Source organism: Oceanobacillus polygoni (assembly GCF_008304605.1).
Classification (GTDB): domain Bacteria; phylum Bacillota; class Bacilli; order Bacillales; family Amphibacillaceae; genus Oceanobacillus; species Oceanobacillus polygoni.
This window is the reverse complement of record NZ_PIJY01000026.1, coordinates 220,928-239,028: the sequence shown is the minus strand read 5'-3', so window position 1 is coordinate 239,028 and position 18,101 is coordinate 220,928. Positions and strand designations below refer to the sequence as shown.

The following is an 18,101-nucleotide window of genomic DNA, read 5'->3' as shown; positions in this document are numbered from 1 at the left end:
GATTTATCCTCTCTTTTTATATTTTTTAATACTTAACCACTGATTTTAACGTCCTCTGTTTTACTTGGAGTTTTATGTTGATCATCGATACCTAATAAGTTATAGATTTTTTTCATAACATAAACCAATCCAATTCCAAGTAGTATTCCATTAAGTGGTGGTAGTCCTATTTCAAAAACAGAACTTAAATATGCACCTAATGTGGCAAATATATAAGCAATTAAATTCGAAGATCGAATCACTCTAAAATTCATTTCTTCAATTCTTGGCATTGACTTTCTCCAGTTAAATAGATAATCACCGATAATCAATCCACCAAGAGATGGAACGAAAATACCTAAAAATGTTAAGAATGAAATGAACACTTCATAGATTCCGGTTACAGCCATAATCGTAGCGATGATAAGTCCTCCAATTACAAATGGGACTTTATTCGGCTTATTGAAAAATTCAGCACCAGCAACGCCGAAGGAATAGGCTGCAGTTGTGTTTGTTGTCCAAATGTTAAAAATTAATATGAACATGGCCCATACAATAATACCCATTTGTAATAAAACATTAACCATATCCTGTTCTTGCATAACTAATCCACCTAGCATACCGGATATAGCCATGACAATATTACCGATTAAGAAGGCTAAAAATCCCACTGAAAATGCTGTTTTTGGAGTTTTTGCGAAACGAGCCCAGTTAGGGGCCTGTGTACCCCCAGAAATGAAAGCTCCTATAATGATTGTAATAGCTGCAGCAAAAGTAATGGTTGTAGTAGGTTCGATTGCAAAAAGCTCACGAACACCTCCAACAGTCTCTATACTAATTTGAGGAATCTTGTAAGCTAAAAAGAGAAATGGTGGAATTGATAAGTAAGCTACTATTTCCATTCCTCTCGTTCCCCAGATTGCAAAAGCGCCCATGAAGAGTGACCAAAACATGGTTACTGGAACAAAATAAGTTTCCCAACCGAGAGCTGCAGTAAATACTTTTCCCATATAGGCAGCCTGGAATGCATACCAGAAGACCTGTGTTCCACCCAAAATTATACTTGTCCACTTTGAGCCAAATTTCCCCAATGTGTATCGAGCTAGAAGGATTGTATTTAAACCAGTTTTTGCAGAAATCCAACATAATACACCAACATAGGTTGAAAGAATTATATTGCCTATCAATAATACTGTAATTAAATCACGAAGTGGCAGTGACGTTCCGAGGTTTGCTCCAGCCGCCATCGTGGTAACGATGAAAGTGAATCCTAGCAGAACAGCAAATATGGGTATCCAGCTTTTTCTAGCACTTTTCGGAACATGAGTTAAAGTATAATCAACATCAACATATTCTTTTGATACTTTCTGGCTCAATACTAACACGCCCTTCCGATAGAATAGGTTGCTCAATCAATCCCTTTTGCTTATTTTAAGGAATATCCATAAAGTAGATTTCAACTATACATATTCACCTCCTCAAATGTCGCGACGTTTGGAATTCATTCTAATCCAATTGAATCCGCTTCTATTATGGGGCTGATTTTTTTCCGTTTCAGATTCTTCTATTAATACCTCCGTTCCTTTTATCTCTGAAAGTGAAATATTTGTCGTTTCTGTCGTTTTAAGCAGGGCAATCAATGCGATAATTGCTCCTGCCATGAGATAAAAAGCGGGTGCAAAATTGTTGCCAGTGGTGGCAATTAAAAAAGTTGCGATATAAGGTGCAGTCCCACCAAAAAGTGCATTTCCTGTATTAAAAGATAATGCAAATCCACTGTACCGGACTTCTGTTGGGAACATTTCAGATAAAAATGTTGCTAATACACCATCATTACAGGCAAGAATAGCTCCTAAAATAATCAATGACAATATGGTGAAAATACCTCCCATAGACATCAAATAAAAAATCGAATACGTAAATAATATAAAGAAAATACAAGCAGTTATTAAGACTGGTTTTCTGCCAACTCTATCGGTTAAGCTACCAACAATTGGTAAGAAGATGTATGTGAGCAAGGTAACGATCGTCGTTAACGTGCTTTGCAAATGATCGAAACCTAAGGCTGTTGTAAGGTAGGTTGGCATGTAGGATAATATGATATAGAATCCAACAGCGTTGAGAGAGATGACACCCATAGCAATTAATATTTTTTTAAAATTCTTTTGAATTCCTTCGATAATCCCAAGCTGTTTAATCTCCAGTTTTTCTTTCTTTTCTATCATTTCGTTATACACAGGCGAGTCTTCCATTTTCAGGCGAATATATAAGCCGATTAATCCTAGTGGCAAGGACATTAAAAAAGGGATTCTCCAGCCCCAACTGTATAGGGCTTGGGTATTCAAGCTGAACTCCAAAATGGCAGCAACACCAGCTCCTAAAAGCATTCCTGCAGCAGTACTTGCTGGTATCATACTAACCATTAGTCCTCTTTTTTTCGCAGGTGCATGCTCAGCAATCATGAGGGCAGCACCTGCATATTCTCCTGAAGCAGAAAAACCTTGTATGATTCGACATAACAATAATAAAATAGGGGCAAATACACCGATGGTTTCATAGTTTGGAATAATTCCGATTGTAAAAGTTGCTAGTGACATCATACACATGGTTAGAATTAATACTTTTCTTCTTCCAATCCGGTCACCGTAATATCCCCAGACAACACCACCAATTGGTCTAACGATGAACGATAAGGCAAATATTGCAAAGGTGTTTAATAGAGCAGCAGATTCATTTCCAGGTGCAAAAAAAACAAAAGCAATTACTGTAGCTAAATAACCGTATGTGGCATAGTCAAACCATTCGATCATATTACCATAGGCAGAACCGCCTATGATTTTTTTTAATCCTTTTTGTTTGTTTTTTTCTATTATTGTAGATGTCATCTTTTCAACTCCTTAGGTTTATTTAAAAAAGTAAAGGATTCACTTGTAACGTCAATCTTCTGTTAAGGAAAGAAGGCCTATTATTTTTTGGTGTATTTTGAATAATTTAAACCTTGTTTAATATTAGATAATATTATAAGATGAAAGCGCGATCATGTATAATGATAAAAAAAGATGGCTCCCATCAATACTACTGAAGGAATGAAAAAGTCAAGGAGGCTACGCATGGAAATTAAAGATCTGTTAATATTTCAAAGTGTTGCTCGAAATGGAAGTATTAGTAAAGCTGCAGATGAACTTTGTTATGTTCAATCCCATGTTACAGCTAGAATTAAGTCATTAGAATCGAAATTAAAGACGCAATTATTCGATCGTCACAGTAGAGGAACAACGTTAAATACGGAAGGGAAAAGGCTTCTAGTTTATACGGAAAAAATTTTATTCTTGATCGAAAAAGTGAATAAAGAATTTCAGGATTCTGCCAATCCTTCTGGGGCCCTCGAGATTGGAACAGTTGAAACTATTATGAAGCTACCAATGATTTTATCTACCTATCATAAAAATCATCCAAATGTAGATTTAACATTGAAAACAGGGGTTTCTACAGACCTCATTAATCAGGTATTAAAACGTAAGCTGGATGGTGCTTTTGTTACAGGATTTGGTAATCATCCTGAAATTGAAAAAGTTGAGGTTTTTCAAGAAGAATTAGTTTTAATATCGGGTAGCAAAAGAATTAGCTATGACAATTTAAAAAATAAACCCCTACTTGTTTTTAATTCTGGTTGCAGTTACCGTGCGCGATTAGAAAACTGGTTATATGATGAGGGAATAATAAATGCAAAGGTTATGGAATTCGGAACACTGGAAACGATATTGGGAAGTGTTACAGCTGGGCTTGGAATTAGTCTAGTCCCTTATTCGACAGTCAGTCACCTAGAGGCTGATGGAATTATTCAATGTTATCCAATACCCAAAAAATATAGTGACATATCAATTGTTTTTATTAGACAGGTGGATGATTATTTAACAAGTACAATGAAGAAATTTATTGATACCATTAATCAAGTCACAAATGAACCTCATTTAATGACATTGAAACCAATTATAAATGTTTTTGATCACGAAAAGTACCCAGTAGAGAATTGATCCGGAATATGGGTTATAAAATAATAAGCAAACCACACGAATAATGTACTATTTTTTACGGTTAATGCTGAAATAATTGGACAAGCAGGGCTTTGATAAAGTGACGAAAAGAAAAATCGCTGATTTAGCAGGACATTCTAGGGGCATGCTCACTCCAATCTCTTAGAGAAAAAGATTCTAGTCGAAGACCTTCATTCTTATTATGTGACATTTCTGCCCTTCGTTTTAAATAACCAGGTGTTCCTATGCATTAGCTACCTCTAAACTACCAACTGGATAAATAGAAGGCTGTTCTTTGTCACTTAATTTTGTAAAAGTTTTATTGGCTTCATTCCCGTTCATATTGAAAAGGGTGTTGTTAGGGTAATTCATAGAATGTTTGCTGATATACTCCTCTTGAACAAAGAAGTAAGTTGTTTAAAGGGGAATTTTTTGTGTGCGGAAAAAAAGGGGAGGGAAATCACCACTTCTGCTGTATCTTTTATCATGCAATTTAAATCTAGTATATTGTAATCATATTACAATATCTGAATTTCTACAAAATTCTACATAAGTTGAGGTTGACAATCTAATTATTCCGCTCTATAATGAAAGCGTATTCTAACAAATGACACAAACTGTAACGAATGTTATAAAAATAAGCTTTATTTACATCCTGTAACAACTGTTAATAAGAAGAAACTTATTAACGAAGGTAAGTTAATTATGTATACACTTTTATTTCAGAAGATTCAGAGGGGGAAGTATAATGTCAATTTATCAAGAACTTCAATTAAGAGAACGAGAAAATAATCCAATCAAAGTAGGAGTTATTGGTGCTGGCCAAATGGGATTTGGTCTTATCACACAAATATCTCGTATTCCAGGAATGATTGTTGGTGGCGTTTCAGACGTAAACGTTGAAAGAGCTCAAAAAGCAGTTGATTATTATCAATCTCAAGAAAATAAAAAAGTGAATACATTGGTATCTACTGACTACCGAGAAGTAATCCAGTCCTCGAATGTGGAAGTAGTTGTAGATGCTACTGGAGTACCTGAAGTTGGAGCGAACATTTCATTGGAAGCATTAAACTCAAGAAAACATCTTGTATTACTGAATGTAGAGGTTGATATAACAATAGGTTCCTATATGAATTCATTATTTAAAAATGCTGGACTAGTTTATTCAGGATCTGCTGGAGATGAGCCAGCTGCAATCGTTGAGTTATATGAATTTGCTAAGACGATGGGAATGGAAGTCGTTGTTGCTGGTAAGGGGAAAAATAACGCATTAAAAACGACAGCTAACCCAGATACTGCAGCAGCAGAAGCAAAAGCTAAGAACATGAGTCCGCATATGTTAGCAGCATTCCAAGATGGAACAAAAACAATGGCTGAAATGAACTTATTAAGTAATGCAATCGGTTTAGTGCCAGATAAAGTGGGGATGCATGGCGTGGATGCTAATCTAGATGATGTTGCACAAAAACTGGATTTAAAGGAAAACGGCGGCGTTTTAAATAGCTTAGGTGTAGTAGAATATGTTAACGGTTTAGCACCAGGCGTATTCGTTATTGTTAAAAGTGATTTAGAGCCTGTTGATGAAGAGCTACGCTATTTACTAAAAGTAGATAAAAGTCATGGTAATCATTATACATTGTATCGTCCGTATCATTTAGCTAGTTTAGAAACACCAGTTACAATTGCAAAAGCAGTATTACAGCATGATACTTCAATACACCCACTTGGTGCACCAATCTCTGAAACAGTAACGGTTGCTAAAAGAGATATTAAAGCTGGTGAAAATCTAGATGGCATCGGTGGTTACTCTATTAGAGGTATTCTAGAAACACATCAAGATATGGAAACGAATGGACATATTCCTATTGGTTTAATTAGTGGAAAGGTTGTTGCTAAAAAGGATATCAAAGAAGGTCAATTTTTAACACATGATGATGTAGAACTTGACCCTTCAACAACAGTATGGAAATTAAGAGCATTGCAGGATCATATGTTTCGAGTTAAACAAGATTAGATGAAATCGCTACTATTGGCCGCACGATGTTATGAAAATGATTAAGTTACAAATTGATAGCACTAGGAGGAGAGATCTATGATGAAAACTAAAGTTCTAGAAATTGGAGCACTTGTACCAGATTTTAAGGAGGAAAGCTTGTTAGTACTTTTTAATGAAACAGCTCCCCTTGAATTAAAGGATATTTCAGTAATTCACCGTTTTGAAGAACAACCTAAAAATGCTCTGCAACAAGGAACAATACTTGTAATAGGAGATAAAGAATATACGATACAAAAAGTCGGAGAGGAAGCAAATCCAAATTTTGAAAGCCTTGGTCACGTTTCGATTTATTTTAAAGACGATGAAACGGAAGAAATCTTACCAGGGGCAGTTTTAGTAACACCAAGTGATTTTCCAGAGTTAAATATTGGTGATTCAATTGAAGTGAAATAATGTGGATACGCCCTTAAAAGGCATTTCCCTCTATATATTACGTTATACGAGAGGATGGAATTAATATGGATTTTATGATAGCTATTGCTGATGGCTTTATTGGAATGTTTCAGGCGGGTGCAGAAGTATTTATGGGGTTTATGACAGGGATTATACCGTTATTAGTCACATTGATCACAGCTGTTAATGCGTTAACAAAGATGATTGGAGAAGAAAAAATAAACCGATTCCTTCAAAAAATTACGAAATATGCTTTGTTACGTTATACGGTTGTACCACTTATAGCTGTTTTCTTCTTCACAAACCCGATGTGTTATACAGTTGGGCGCTTTATGCCAGAAAAATATAAACCAGCATTTTATGATTCTGCGGTGTCATTTGTGCATCCCATTACCGGACTTTTTCCACATGCAAACTCCGCCGAGTTATTTATCTGGCTAGGAGTCGCAACAGGGTATGCAACGGCAGGTGGTAGTCAAGCGCAATTAGGTCTTATGTTCTTATTAACTGGTTTACTTGTTATTTTAATGAGAGGTCTTGTAACTGAACGAATCAGTGCCTATATGTTTAAAAAACAAGGTTATGAACGAATCCTTAACGAGAAATAAAGTAGAAGCGTAGAGGGGGAAATCTTATGGCTAACCATAAGACGGTAATAGTGTCTAAAGGAAAAAATGGCTGGGGTGGACCATTAGAATTAACACCAACCGAAGAGAAAAAATATGTCATCAGTGTTACTGGGGGAGGGATTCATCCGGTAGCAAGAGAGATTGCAAGACTTTCAGGTGCAGAAGTAGTTGATTCATTTAAAAATCCAGTAGCAAAAGAGCAAACATTGGTTGCGGTTATTGATTGTGGTGGAACAGCAAGATGTGGAACGTATCCAAGATTAAGAATACCTACGGTTAACGTCAAAGTGATGAGTCCATCTGGACCACTTGCAAAATTTATGACAGAGGATATTTTTGCCTCTGGTGTAACAGTAGGTGATATTGAGCTCGTTGATAGTGAAGCTGCCGTTGCAGCAGCACAAAAAACAGAAGCAGATGAAGCTGTGGTAAAAAATAATGAAAAAATCAAAGAAACGGTTGCAGCTAAAGCTGAAGCAGTAGAAGATAACAGTGAAAACAATGGTTATGGGGAAAAGAAAGGTGTCATGGGAATCATCGACAAGATAGCCAAGGGTGCGGGAACCTTTATGAATATCATGTACCAAGCAGGTCGTGATACCATCGACACAATCATTAAAAATATAATCCCATTTATGGCGTTCGTTGCAACTTTAATCGGGATTATCAACTATACAGGTATTGGGGAAATATTAGCAAATGTATTGGTACCACTTTCAAATAATATTGGTGGGCTAATTATTTTAGGTGTTATTACCTCGCTCCCATTCCTGTCACCACTACTTGCACCAGGGGCTGTTATCGGTGCGATTATCGGGACATTAGTTGGGAATGAAATTGCAAACGGTAACATTGATATGAGCATTGCACTTCCAGCATTATTCGCGATTAATGCTCAGGTTGGAACTGACTTTATTCCGGTTGGCTTAACGTTAGGTGAAGCAAAGCCTGAAACAATTAGTGTTGGAGCACCAGCGATTCTTTTTTCTAGAGTAATCACCGGACCACTCGCGGTTGTTATTGCTTACTTTATGTCGTTTACGTTATAGAAAAGATGATGAAAGGAGGATCAAGATGCTACCAGATTCATTTCGATTTGGAGTTCTTCTAGAATCAGGAAAAGCTGAAATAAGAGAAGAAAGGCTGCCTGATTTAAAAGATGATGAAGTGCTGATTATGCAGGAAGCATGTAATATCTGTACAACCGATTATCAACAATGGCAAGGAAAACGTGAACATCAAGGATACCCCATGGCAGGTGGACATGAATGTTCGGGGATAATTGTAGCTAAGGGAGTAAAAGTAAGTAACTCTTTAAAGGTTGGAGAGCGTGTCAGTGTGTTGTATGACTACTGTGGTGATTGTGAGAAGTGTAAAAAAGGTGACATTACTTCTTGCAAAAACATAAAACAATTTGGGAAGAACTATTCGGATCAATACTTTGGTGTTTTTGGATTTGCGAATTATTTTATTCGAAAGTCAAAAAGTGTTGTGAAAGTCAGTAATGATTTATCTGCTTCTGAGGCAGGATTTGTCGAACCACTATCATCTGTATTAAAAGGAATACGAAAACTTCGTATTAACTCAGGATTTGACACTGTAGTAGTTATTGGTGGCGGTACAATGGGATTGCTTAATGCAGCTGCTGCTCAAGCAATGGGGGCACGAGTCATTGTATCGGAACGTAATCCAAAAAAAGTAGAGAAAATTAAACAAATGGACTTAGAATTAATTGATGCTGGTGAAACGGATCCAGTGGAGGAAGTAAAGAAACGAACAAATGGAAGCGGTGCAGATATCGTGATTGTTGCAGTCGGTACTTCTTCTGCAAATGAACAAGCTTTGAATATGATCAAAGATGATGAAGGGAAGGTTCTATTGTTTGCAGCGGGTTATCCAGCACCAGAATTAAATGTAGATTCCAATGAAATTCATTACAAGCAATGTGAGCTTATCGGTACGTATGGCTCAAGCCTCGAAGATTTCAATAATGCAGCAAAAATGCTAAGTGAGCGCCGAATCGATGTTAGCCCTTTAATTGAAGAAGAGGTTCCATTAACGAGAATTCAAGAAGCCTATGAAAAAGCAAGTACTCGTGGAAATTATCGTATTTCTGTTTTGCTTCAAGGATAAGCTTTTAAATGGAGGGTAAAAAAATGAAGTGTTTAGCAATCGCTGATTTATTTATTGATAAACAAATGATGGAAGACGGGCTTAGTAGTTTAAAAGAGTTAGGTGTTGATATTACCGTAAGAGAATGGATGCATAAGGATTTGGAAGCCTTACAAAAGGATAATATTAAATTAGAGCATGAAGGTAGTGAAGCAGTTGCGCTTTCCTCTGAACTAACAGAAGGACTAGAAGACTATGATATTATCATTACTCAGTTTGCACCAATTGGAAAATCTGTCATTGACCAAAGTAAAAATTTAAAGGTGCTAGGCGTACTTCGTGCAGGGATTGAGAATGTGAATAGGGAATACGCCGAATCAAAAGGTATTACGGTTTTGAATACACCAGGACGTAGCATTACAAGTGTATCCGAGTTTGCTGTTGGAATGATTCTAAGTGAAATTCGTAATATTGCTAGAGCTAACTTTAAATTAAGGAACGGTGTGTGGGAAAAGCATTATCCAAATGGTGTGCTTGCTCCTGAACTAAAGGAATCAACAGTAGGTTTGATTGGATATGGTGCTATAGGTCAACAAGTTGCAGAATTAATTCGCCCTTTTGGCAGCAAAGTTTTATTCTTTGATGAGTATTACCAAGGTGACACATCAGACACTCAAGTTGAAACATTGGAAGAATTAGTAAAGGAAGCGGACATCCTTTCGATGCACTATCGCTTAACCGAAAAAACAAAGAATATGATTAATAAAGAACATTTTAACATAATGAAAAATAATGCAGTGTTCATCAATACGGCTCGTTCTGGATTAGTTAACGAACAGGATTTGGCAGAAGCATTGCGTGAGAAAAAGATTGCTGGTGCTGCAGTAGACGTTTATAATGTTGAACCATTGCCAAGCGATCATCCATACAACAGCCTAGATAATATTACAATTACGCCACATATTGCAGGCTCAACAATTGGTAACTTTGCTAATTCACCAATTATATTAAGTGAACGAATTATCGAAGCTTTAGAGCTGACAGTTCATTAAGCCGAACAATGGATGAACGGTTAAAATCTTCATCCATTGTTCATCAACCTAATTCTCAGTCTATTGTATAAGTAACATCAATCAGAATAGGAGGAAAAAAGATGGATCCCTTAGCATTCCTAATGTTATTAGTCGTTGTTCTTGTCGTACAGGCATTTACGGGGATTTTACATGTGAAATATTATCAAAAAAAGGTAAAGAAAATTACCCAACAGTATAGTGAAGGGTACCTTGGTGTAGGGATGACGAAAAAAATGTTCCGCGTTGGAAAGGTAGCTATTGTCGTTACAGATAAAAAAGGAACCATTCAGGAATGTAATATTTTATCAGGACTTACAGTTCTTTCAAGATTTGCAAAGTATAAAGAGTATGTTGGTGAAAATATAAAAGTCATTGATTGGGAAAAGAAAAAGCATAAGTTAGTCGTTCAAGACGCTGTTAAACGAGTAGAAGAGCAAATGAAACGAGAAGCAAAGGTAAGTTAAAGGAAGCAATTAAAGTTAGAAATGGTTCGTTGTAAGTGTTAAAATTAGAAGTTTTTGTAAAAACAATGTAAACTGGGTACTGGAAAAGAAGTGATATTGAGGAATTTTGATATCGCTCTAAGATAAATGAATGTGGAGCAGCATTTGTTTTATCGAATTAGCTTTCAATTAAAACAGTAACCTAAATAATTTTCAATGAGAACAGGGTGTAAGAAAATGTCCTATCTAGACGATCGGAGATTAATGGTTAAAATTGCAAATTTATATTATGAAGCAGGAGAAACCCAATCAACTATCGCCAAAAAAATTGGGGTAAGTCGGTCATTAATATCAAAGTATTTATCAAAATCAAAGGAATTAGGTATCGTTGAAATTATTATTCATGATGAAGATTATAGTACCGTATCAAGTTTAGAGACGAAGTTAGAAAATCAATACGGATTACGTGAGGCAATTTGTGTGCCTGATACGGAACAAAGTAATTCTAAAATTCAGTTGGGAACGGCGGCAAGTAAATACTTGCATAGAATGATCAGGGATAATCAGGTTGTTGGGGTGTCTTCAGGAACAACTTTATATGAGGTTGCAACTGCAATGTCAACTAATCAGCATTTCTCAAATGTATGCTTTGTTCCTATAGTTGGGGGAATGGGAGACGAACGTGTAGATATACATGCAAACCATATTGTTGCAAAGCTTGCGGAGGCATTAAAAGCAACTTACCACCTTTTACATGCTCCAGTTGTCGTTGATTCTAAAGAGACAAGGGAAATAATACTGAAACAACCGTCTATAAAGAATACATTGGAATTGGGGAGCAAGGCAGATATTGCGATCGTAGGAATAGGTGGAACACCAGAGCATTCGACTATGGTTCGATCGTATATTAATTCTGGCATAACAGATGATTTAAATTTTGATGAAATTGCTGGTGATATTTGCTATAACTTTATAAATGAAAATGGAGAAGTAGTAAACAACTCCTGGAATGAAAAAACGATTACACTTGAACTGAATAAGTTAAAGCAAATCCCTCTAGTTGTTGGAGTAGCTGCTGGAGATGAAAAAGTGAATGCTATTAAAGCAGCATTAAAAGAAGATTTAATTGATGTATTAATTACCGATGAAAAAACTGCTAGATTATTATTGTAACGGGTTAGTATCATTAGGATGCTGACCTTTTTTCTATTTAGAAGTAATCTTGACAAAAATCGATTTCTCTCATACAATTGTTTTGGTTAGGAACAATTGTAAATAAATGACGTTTGACTAGAATGATAAGTTTGTTATATTTTTCAAGAAAAATAACCGAAGATGTAATTGTTATCTAATTTACGAAAAGGAAATGGTCTAATGTTAGATTGGGAAGAACGACGATTAATGGTAAAACTAGCAAGATTATATTACTTTGAAGGATGGACACAAGCACAAATAGCAAAGAGACAAAATGTTTCTCGTCCAGTTATTTCTAAGCTCTTAAATAACGCAAAAAAAGAGGGAATCGTTGAAATATATATAAAGGATGAAACGGTTCTCACGGTAGAATTAGAAGATCAATTGGAGAAGAAATATGGTTTAGAAGAGGTAGTGGTTGTATCTACTTCTAATTTTACTCGGGAGAAGTTAAAGCAACAGCTTGGTAAAACAGCATCTTCTTACCTATCTAAACATCTAGATGGAGTTGAAAATCTTGGTATTTCTTGGGGAAGTTCACTTTTATCATTAGTTGAAGAATATCCATATGAGCGAAGAAATGATCTTAATATCATTCCGATTATCGGTGGGATGGGGAATGATTATGTACATTTACACTCCAACCAACTTGCCTCTCAACTAGCACAAAAAATGAACGCATCCTGCTCGTATTTATATGCTCCAGCAATGGTAGAGACGAATGAATTAAAAAATAACCTTATTCAGATAAAGGAAATAGCACATGTGTTGGAAAAAGGGAGAAATGTGGACATGGCCTTAGTGGGGATTGGCAACCCATTTAAAGAATCAACACTAGAAAAAATGGGTTATTTAGAAGAAAGCGACTTAAAATCTTTACGCGAAGCTGGAGCTGTAGGAAATATTGGTTCATCCTTTTTTGATGCAAAAGGAGAAGAGATAGATCACCCACTGAATGATCATTTCATTGGACTTAATATAGAAGAAATTAAAAATATCCCTCATGTCATTGGAATTGTCGAAGGAGTACACAAACTGGAAAGTATTGATGCAGCGCTTAAAGGTGGGCATTTAAATGTTTTAATAATAGATGAACACACCGCACAAGTATTAATTAATGAATAACGAAGTAACCTCGCTTTTTATGAAAAGCGAGGTTTTTTCTTTTATGAGAGGAACTTTATCTGCAAGTCTATAGTTTACCTGTCAAAACGGCTTGTGAAAGACAAAGTTTTCTAATAATACCTTGACGAAATCCTTAAAAAGGGGTACACTTATTACAAATGTAACTAGTAAGAACAAATGTAATAGGTGATATATAAACATGATTTGTTCAATAGTTCTACATTTTATGATAGCGATTGCAAAGCATTTATAATTACAAATTTTATATAACAGAAAACAATTTAAAGGAGAGTGAACAAAATGGAACAAACCAAAACATTAAAACTCGTTCCAGAATTATCAGATGAAAAATTGAAAGGGCTTTACCAACAAATGTGGTTAATCCGCTACTTTGATGAACAAGTTGATCAATTCTTCGCAAAAGGATTGATCCATGGAACAACTCACTTGGCGGTTGGGCAAGAAGCAACTGCGGCAGGTGCATGTGCATTGCTTTCTGATGAGGATAAAATTACAAGTACACACAGAGGACATGGTCATAGTATCGCAAAAGGCGGTCGTGTCGATAAGATGATGGCAGAATTATTTGGAAGAACGACAGGATATTGTAAAGGGAAAGGCGGTTCCATGCACATTGCGGACTTGGATAAAGGTAACCTTGGAGCAATGGGGATTGTCGGTGGCGGAATACCACTTGCTGTTGGCTCGGCACTTACAGCACATATGAAGAAGCTTGACTATGTAACGGTTTGTTTCTTCGGTGATGGTGCATCGAATGAAGGTAGTTTTCATGAAGCGGTCAATATGGCTTCGATTTGGGATCTGCCGGTCGTGTTTTTCTGCGAAAATAATCAGTATGGCATGTCGGGTAATGTAAGTGAAATGACGAATGTGGAACATATTGCAGATCGTTCTGCTGCATATGGTATTCCTGGCGTGGTCGTTGATGGAAACGATATCATCGAAGTCATCAATGCTACGTATGAAGCGACAGAGCGTGCCCGTCGTGGTGAAGGACCAACATTAATTGAAGCAAAAACATATCGCTGGAAGGGTCATTCGAAAAGTGACGCGAAGAAATACCGTACACGTGAAGAAGAAAAAGATTGGAGAGATAATCGAGATCCAATCAAACGATTCAAGGAAGACTTATTGGAAGCAGGAATTGCAACGGAAGATGAGTTAGAAACGATTAAGCAAGCAGCTAAGCAAGAGATGGATGAAGCGGTTGAATTTGCGCAGAATAGTCCAATGCCGTCACTGGATGAATTATTAACGGATGTATATGCATAGGAGGGGATTTTAATGAGAGAGATAACTTATTTAGAAGCTGTCAGAGAAGCAATGAGTATCGAAATGCGAAAAAATAATGACGTATTTTTAATGGGTGAGGATATTGGTGTATATGGTGGTGCATTTGGTGTGTCACGCGGGATGATTGAGGAATTTGGTCCTGAGCGTATCCGTAACACACCGATTAGTGAAGCAGGAATTGCAGGTGCAGCAGTCGGTTCTGCATTAACAGGAATGCGCCCGATTATGGAATTGCAGTTCTCCGATTTTATCACAATTGCACTAGATCAGATTGTGAACCAAGCTGCAAAATTACGTTATATGTATGGTGGAAAAGGGAAAGTGCCAATGGTTGTTCGAACACCAAGTGGCTCTGGAACAGGAGCAGCAGCACAGCACTCACAAAGTTTGGAGGCATGGGTTACACATATCCCAGGGTTAAAAGTAGTACAGCCGTCTACTGCATACGATGCGAAAGGGCTGCTGAAAGCTGCAATGGATGATGATAACCCAGTTATTTTTTATGAACATAAATTATTATATAAAACAAGTTCGGAAGTGCCGGAAGAAGAATATAGCATTCCATTAGGTAAGGCAGATGTGAAACGCGAAGGAACAGACATTACGATTGTCGCTACTGCTATTATGGTTCATAAAGCGCTAGAAGCGGCAGCAGAGCTAGAAAAAGAAGGAATTAGTGTTGAGGTTGTTGACCCGCGTACGCTCGTTCCATTAGATACAGAAACTATTATCGAATCGGTTGCCAAAACTGGTCATCTCGTTGTCGTGCATGAAGCGGTAAAACGTGGTGGATTTGGTGGAGAAATTGCCAGTATGATTGCTGAAAGTGAAGCATTTGACTATTTGGATGCACCGATCAAGCGATTAGGCGGAGTAGAAACACCAATTCCATATAACCCTGAATTAGAAAAAGCAGCCATTCCGCAGGTTCCAGATATTGTAAATGCTGTAAAAGAAACGTTAACGAAAAAAGCTGTAGCCAAGTAAGGGGGAACAGACATGTTAAAAGAAGTGTTTATGCCAAAGTTAAGTAGTACGATGGAAGTTGGTACCTTACTTGAATGGTTTAAAGAAGAAGGAGAGTCCGTTGAAGTAGGGGAACCTTTATTCGAAATCATGACAGATAAAATCAATATAGAAGTAGAGTCCTATGATGAAGGGATTTTGCTGAAAAAATATTATGATGTGGAAGATGAAATTCCGGTAAATGAGATTGTCGCATTTATCGGTGAATCAAATGACAAAGCACCAGATACTCCGCCGGCAGCAGGTAATGTTGAGCAGTCTGAGGAAGAAGTAGTAGCAGAAGAAGTAGTTTCACAAGAGGAAGTTACAACTAGTGAAGAGTTTAATGGTAACGTACGAGCAACTCCTGCAGCAAGAAGAGTAGCTCGAGAGAATAATCTATCCATAGCAACCGTTCAAGGAACAGGGGAAAATGGTCGTATTCATAAACAGGATGTTGTAGATGAGCTAAACACGAAATCTAGTAAACTCGTAACGCCTTTAGCGGGAAAAATCGCAGCAGACCAAGGTATCGATACTGGTTCTATTCAGGGAACCGGAGCTCGAGGAAAAGTCGTTAAACAGGACGTGTTAGGTCAACAAACCTCATCAGTTCAGGAAACAGTAGAATTAGAACGAATCAAACTAAAAGGTCTTCGTAAAGCTGTTGCAGATAAGATGTTACAAAGTGCAAGCTCTATTCCGCATGTAACGTTAACAACAGATGTCGATATGTCAAAAGCCATCGAGGTACGCAAGGCATTACTACCAACAATCGAAGCGCAAACTGGATATCGTGTATCCTATACAGAAATTATTATGAAAGCTACTGCATGTGTACTGAAAAATCATCCAAGAGTGAATGCATCCCTTATTGATAATGAAATTGTTATGAATCAAGCAATTAACCTTGGATTAGCAGTTGCTGTAGAAGATGGATTAATTGTTCCTTCTGTACCAAACGTTGACAAAGCAGGCCTGGCAGAACTAACAACGGTTAGTAAAGAGCTTGGTGCGAAAGCAAGAAATAACAAGCTAACACCAGATGAAATGCGAGGAAGTACGTTTACCATAAGTAACTTAGGAATGTATGCAATAGATGGCTTTACCCCAATTATTAATGCACCAGAAACAGCAATTCTAGGTGTTGGTAGAATCGTAGAGAAAGCCGTTGTGATTGAGCATGTTGTTGAAGTGCGACCAATGATGGTATTGAGTCTGTCTTTTGATCACCGAGCAATTGACGGTGCACCAGCTGCAGCCTTCTTAACAGAACTAAAAGAACGTTTAGAAAATCCATGGACATTATTGGTGTAGGAGGCGGTTAGCAATGCAAAAGTTTGATGTAGCAATCGTTGGTGGTGGACCTGGCGGATATGTGGCAGCCATTCGTGCAGCAAAGGAAGGGCTAGCTGTCGCACTAGTTGAAGGTAGAGATTTAGGTGGGACGTGCCTTAATAGAGGCTGTATCCCTTCAAAAACTCTATTAAAACACGCAGAAGTACTTGAGCAAATTAAGAATGCACAGGCGTTTGGCATCACCGTAAATGATGTTTCCTATTCGATTGAAGCAATGGTAGAAAGAAAAAATACGGTTGTAAACACGTTGAAAAATGGAATCAAAGGATTGCTGAAACAAAACAAAATTAAAGTTTTCGAAGGCTATGGTGTCGTATCAGAAAACAAAACAATAACTATTTCTTTAGCTAAAGAAAATACGACCATTCAAGCAGAAAATATTATACTTGCAACTGGATCCAAGCCATTTGTACCTCCGTTACCTGGTTTAGATAACGTTTCCTATCATACAAGTGATACGATATTTGATATAGAAGAGGTCCCATCTAAGCTGGTCATTGTCGGTGGAGGAGTAATTGGATTAGAAATTGGATGTATTTTTAATCGATTAGGTTCGGATGTAGAAGTTGTAGAAATGGCTGATCGGATTATCCCGAACGAAGACGAAGATGCAACAAAATTTCTTGCAAAGCAATTGAAAAAAAGCGGCATTTCCATTCATACAGGAACAAAGATTACGGGTTTCAAGCTGGATAATGGAAAAACAATTGTAGAGATGGAAAAAAATCAGGAGCAACAAACAATCGAAACAGATAGCGTTTTAGTTGCCGTTGGGAGAACACCAAACGTAACAGGAATCGAAGAACTCCCGGTTACGTTTGATGGGAAATTTGTAAAAGTAAATCAATCCATGGAAACATCGATATCAGGAATCTATGCGATTGGTGATTTAGTTGGAGGGCACCAGTTAGCCCATGCTGCAAGTGAAGAGGGAATTAGGGCAGTTAAACAAATCGTAGGACAGGAAGTTCACGGAGAATCACTTATCCCGCGTTGTGTCTATTCATTCCCAGAAATTGCGAGTGTTGGCTTAACGGAAGCAGAAGCGAAGAAAGCGGGCTACACTGTCAAAGTGAAAAAGGTCGATCTTGCTGCAAACGGGAAAGCTATTACTGCTAACGAAAACAGCGGTTTCGTAAAAATAATTGCTGATGAAAAATACGGTGAAATTCTTGGTGTTGTAATGGTGGGTGCTCATGTAACAGAAATGATTAGTACCGGTACTGCATTCATGCATCTAGAAGGAACGGTAGAGGAAATTGAAAGTATGGTTTTCCCACATCCGACCGTTTCAGAAGCATTGTTTGAAAATGCGGCAGCGTGGATGGAGAATGGCATCCATTATAATTAATGAATAAAAACTGATAATTCAAAGACTAGCAATT

Annotated in this window: 16 protein-coding genes; 14 read left to right on the top strand and 2 right to left on the bottom strand. The window is 37.2% G+C overall.

Going from position 1 to position 18,101, the window contains the following annotated elements; genetic code table 11:
- Positions 1-32: 32 nt before the first annotated feature.
- Together codB and F1560_RS12970 are read right to left on the bottom strand one after the other, a co-directional pair.
- The gene (gene codB / locus F1560_RS12975) at positions 33-1,355 is read right to left on the bottom strand and encodes a cytosine permease (RefSeq protein WP_187773728.1); all 1,323 of its coding nucleotides are present in this window, start codon (positions 1,353-1,355) and stop codon (positions 33-35) included.
- A 102-nt stretch (positions 1,356-1,457) separates the two neighbouring features.
- Entirely contained in the window at positions 1,458-2,864 is a 1,407-nt protein-coding gene (locus F1560_RS12970; RefSeq protein WP_149475053.1) for an MFS transporter, read from the bottom strand.
- A gap of 225 nt (positions 2,865-3,089) precedes the next feature.
- On the opposite strand from F1560_RS12970, the gene F1560_RS12965 reads away from it, so the two are divergent.
- The 14 genes from F1560_RS12965 to lpdA all read left to right on the top strand — a co-directional run bounded on the left by F1560_RS12965 (position 3,090) and on the right by lpdA (position 18,067).
- Positions 3,090-4,013: a LysR family transcriptional regulator gene (locus F1560_RS12965; RefSeq protein WP_149475052.1), complete on the top strand. Its 924-nt coding sequence runs from the start codon at positions 3,090-3,092 to the stop codon at positions 4,011-4,013.
- 748 nt (positions 4,014-4,761) lie between these two features.
- Positions 4,762-6,027: an NAD(P)H-dependent oxidoreductase gene (locus F1560_RS12960; protein ID WP_149475051.1), complete on the top strand. Its 1,266-nt coding sequence runs from the start codon at positions 4,762-4,764 to the stop codon at positions 6,025-6,027.
- Positions 6,028-6,105: 78 nt separating this feature from the next.
- Complete coding sequence (locus F1560_RS12955; RefSeq protein WP_149475050.1) at positions 6,106-6,462, top strand: PTS glucitol/sorbitol transporter subunit IIA; 357 nt, start codon at positions 6,106-6,108, stop codon at positions 6,460-6,462.
- Between the two features lie 65 nt (positions 6,463-6,527).
- Positions 6,528-7,070 carry a PTS glucitol/sorbitol transporter subunit IIC gene (gene srlA / locus F1560_RS12950; protein ID WP_149475049.1) on the top strand — a complete coding sequence of 181 codons (543 nt, stop codon included), beginning with the start codon at positions 6,528-6,530 and terminating at the stop codon, positions 7,068-7,070.
- A 26-nt stretch (positions 7,071-7,096) separates the two neighbouring features.
- On the top strand, positions 7,097-8,140 hold the full coding sequence (gene srlE, locus F1560_RS12945; protein ID WP_149475048.1) for a PTS glucitol/sorbitol transporter subunit IIB: 1,044 nt from the start codon (positions 7,097-7,099) through the stop codon (positions 8,138-8,140).
- Positions 8,141-8,165: 25 nt separating this feature from the next.
- Positions 8,166-9,224, top strand: coding sequence for a zinc-binding dehydrogenase (locus F1560_RS12940; protein WP_149475047.1), 1,059 nt, complete (start codon positions 8,166-8,168; stop codon positions 9,222-9,224).
- Between the two features lie 23 nt (positions 9,225-9,247).
- Positions 9,248-10,255: a 2-hydroxyacid dehydrogenase gene (locus F1560_RS12935; protein WP_149475046.1), complete on the top strand. Its 1,008-nt coding sequence runs from the start codon at positions 9,248-9,250 to the stop codon at positions 10,253-10,255.
- Positions 10,256-10,356: 101 nt separating this feature from the next.
- Positions 10,357-10,740 carry a transcriptional regulator GutM gene (locus tag F1560_RS12930; RefSeq protein ID WP_149475045.1) on the top strand — a complete coding sequence of 128 codons (384 nt, stop codon included), beginning with the start codon at positions 10,357-10,359 and terminating at the stop codon, positions 10,738-10,740.
- Positions 10,741-10,956: 216 nt separating this feature from the next.
- The gene (locus F1560_RS12925) at positions 10,957-11,892 is read left to right on the top strand and encodes a sugar-binding transcriptional regulator (RefSeq protein ID WP_149475044.1); all 936 of its coding nucleotides are present in this window, start codon (positions 10,957-10,959) and stop codon (positions 11,890-11,892) included.
- A 201-nt stretch (positions 11,893-12,093) separates the two neighbouring features.
- A complete protein-coding gene (locus F1560_RS12920; RefSeq protein WP_149475043.1) occupies positions 12,094-13,038 on the top strand; it encodes a sugar-binding transcriptional regulator in 945 nt (314 codons plus the stop codon).
- A gap of 300 nt (positions 13,039-13,338) precedes the next feature.
- Entirely contained in the window at positions 13,339-14,331 is a 993-nt protein-coding gene (locus F1560_RS12915; RefSeq protein WP_149475042.1) for a thiamine pyrophosphate-dependent dehydrogenase E1 component subunit alpha, read from the top strand.
- Positions 14,332-14,343: 12 nt separating this feature from the next.
- A complete protein-coding gene (locus tag F1560_RS12910; RefSeq protein ID WP_149475041.1) occupies positions 14,344-15,339 on the top strand; it encodes an alpha-ketoacid dehydrogenase subunit beta in 996 nt (331 codons plus the stop codon).
- Positions 15,340-15,351: 12 nt separating this feature from the next.
- Positions 15,352-16,674: a dihydrolipoamide acetyltransferase family protein gene (locus tag F1560_RS12905; protein WP_149475040.1), complete on the top strand. Its 1,323-nt coding sequence runs from the start codon at positions 15,352-15,354 to the stop codon at positions 16,672-16,674.
- Positions 16,675-16,687: 13 nt separating this feature from the next.
- On the top strand, positions 16,688-18,067 hold the full coding sequence (gene lpdA, locus F1560_RS12900; protein WP_149475039.1) for a dihydrolipoyl dehydrogenase: 1,380 nt from the start codon (positions 16,688-16,690) through the stop codon (positions 18,065-18,067).
- Positions 18,068-18,101 lie beyond the last annotated feature (34 nt).

What these genes read in the sequence shown, in the direction of transcription:
- F1560_RS12970 (WP_149475053.1), bottom strand. Translation starts at nt 2,864, where the DNA reads ATGACATCTACAATAATAGAAAAAAACAAACAAAAAGGATTAAAAAAA.
- F1560_RS12965 (WP_149475052.1), top strand. Translation starts at nt 3,090, where the DNA reads ATGGAAATTAAAGATCTGTTAATATTTCAAAGTGTTGCTCGAAATGGA.
- F1560_RS12960 (WP_149475051.1), top strand. Translation starts at nt 4,762, where the DNA reads ATGTCAATTTATCAAGAACTTCAATTAAGAGAACGAGAAAATAATCCA.
- F1560_RS12955 (WP_149475050.1), top strand. Translation starts at nt 6,106, where the DNA reads ATGATGAAAACTAAAGTTCTAGAAATTGGAGCACTTGTACCAGATTTT.
- srlA (WP_149475049.1), top strand. Translation starts at nt 6,528, where the DNA reads ATGGATTTTATGATAGCTATTGCTGATGGCTTTATTGGAATGTTTCAG.
- srlE (WP_149475048.1), top strand. Translation starts at nt 7,097, where the DNA reads ATGGCTAACCATAAGACGGTAATAGTGTCTAAAGGAAAAAATGGCTGG.
- F1560_RS12940 (WP_149475047.1), top strand. Translation starts at nt 8,166, where the DNA reads ATGCTACCAGATTCATTTCGATTTGGAGTTCTTCTAGAATCAGGAAAA.
- F1560_RS12935 (WP_149475046.1), top strand. Translation starts at nt 9,248, where the DNA reads ATGAAGTGTTTAGCAATCGCTGATTTATTTATTGATAAACAAATGATG.
- F1560_RS12930 (WP_149475045.1), top strand. Translation starts at nt 10,357, where the DNA reads ATGGATCCCTTAGCATTCCTAATGTTATTAGTCGTTGTTCTTGTCGTA.
- F1560_RS12925 (WP_149475044.1), top strand. Translation starts at nt 10,957, where the DNA reads ATGTCCTATCTAGACGATCGGAGATTAATGGTTAAAATTGCAAATTTA.
- F1560_RS12920 (WP_149475043.1), top strand. Translation starts at nt 12,094, where the DNA reads ATGTTAGATTGGGAAGAACGACGATTAATGGTAAAACTAGCAAGATTA.
- F1560_RS12915 (WP_149475042.1), top strand. Translation starts at nt 13,339, where the DNA reads ATGGAACAAACCAAAACATTAAAACTCGTTCCAGAATTATCAGATGAA.
- F1560_RS12910 (WP_149475041.1), top strand. Translation starts at nt 14,344, where the DNA reads ATGAGAGAGATAACTTATTTAGAAGCTGTCAGAGAAGCAATGAGTATC.
- F1560_RS12905 (WP_149475040.1), top strand. Translation starts at nt 15,352, where the DNA reads ATGTTAAAAGAAGTGTTTATGCCAAAGTTAAGTAGTACGATGGAAGTT.
- lpdA (WP_149475039.1), top strand. Translation starts at nt 16,688, where the DNA reads ATGCAAAAGTTTGATGTAGCAATCGTTGGTGGTGGACCTGGCGGATAT.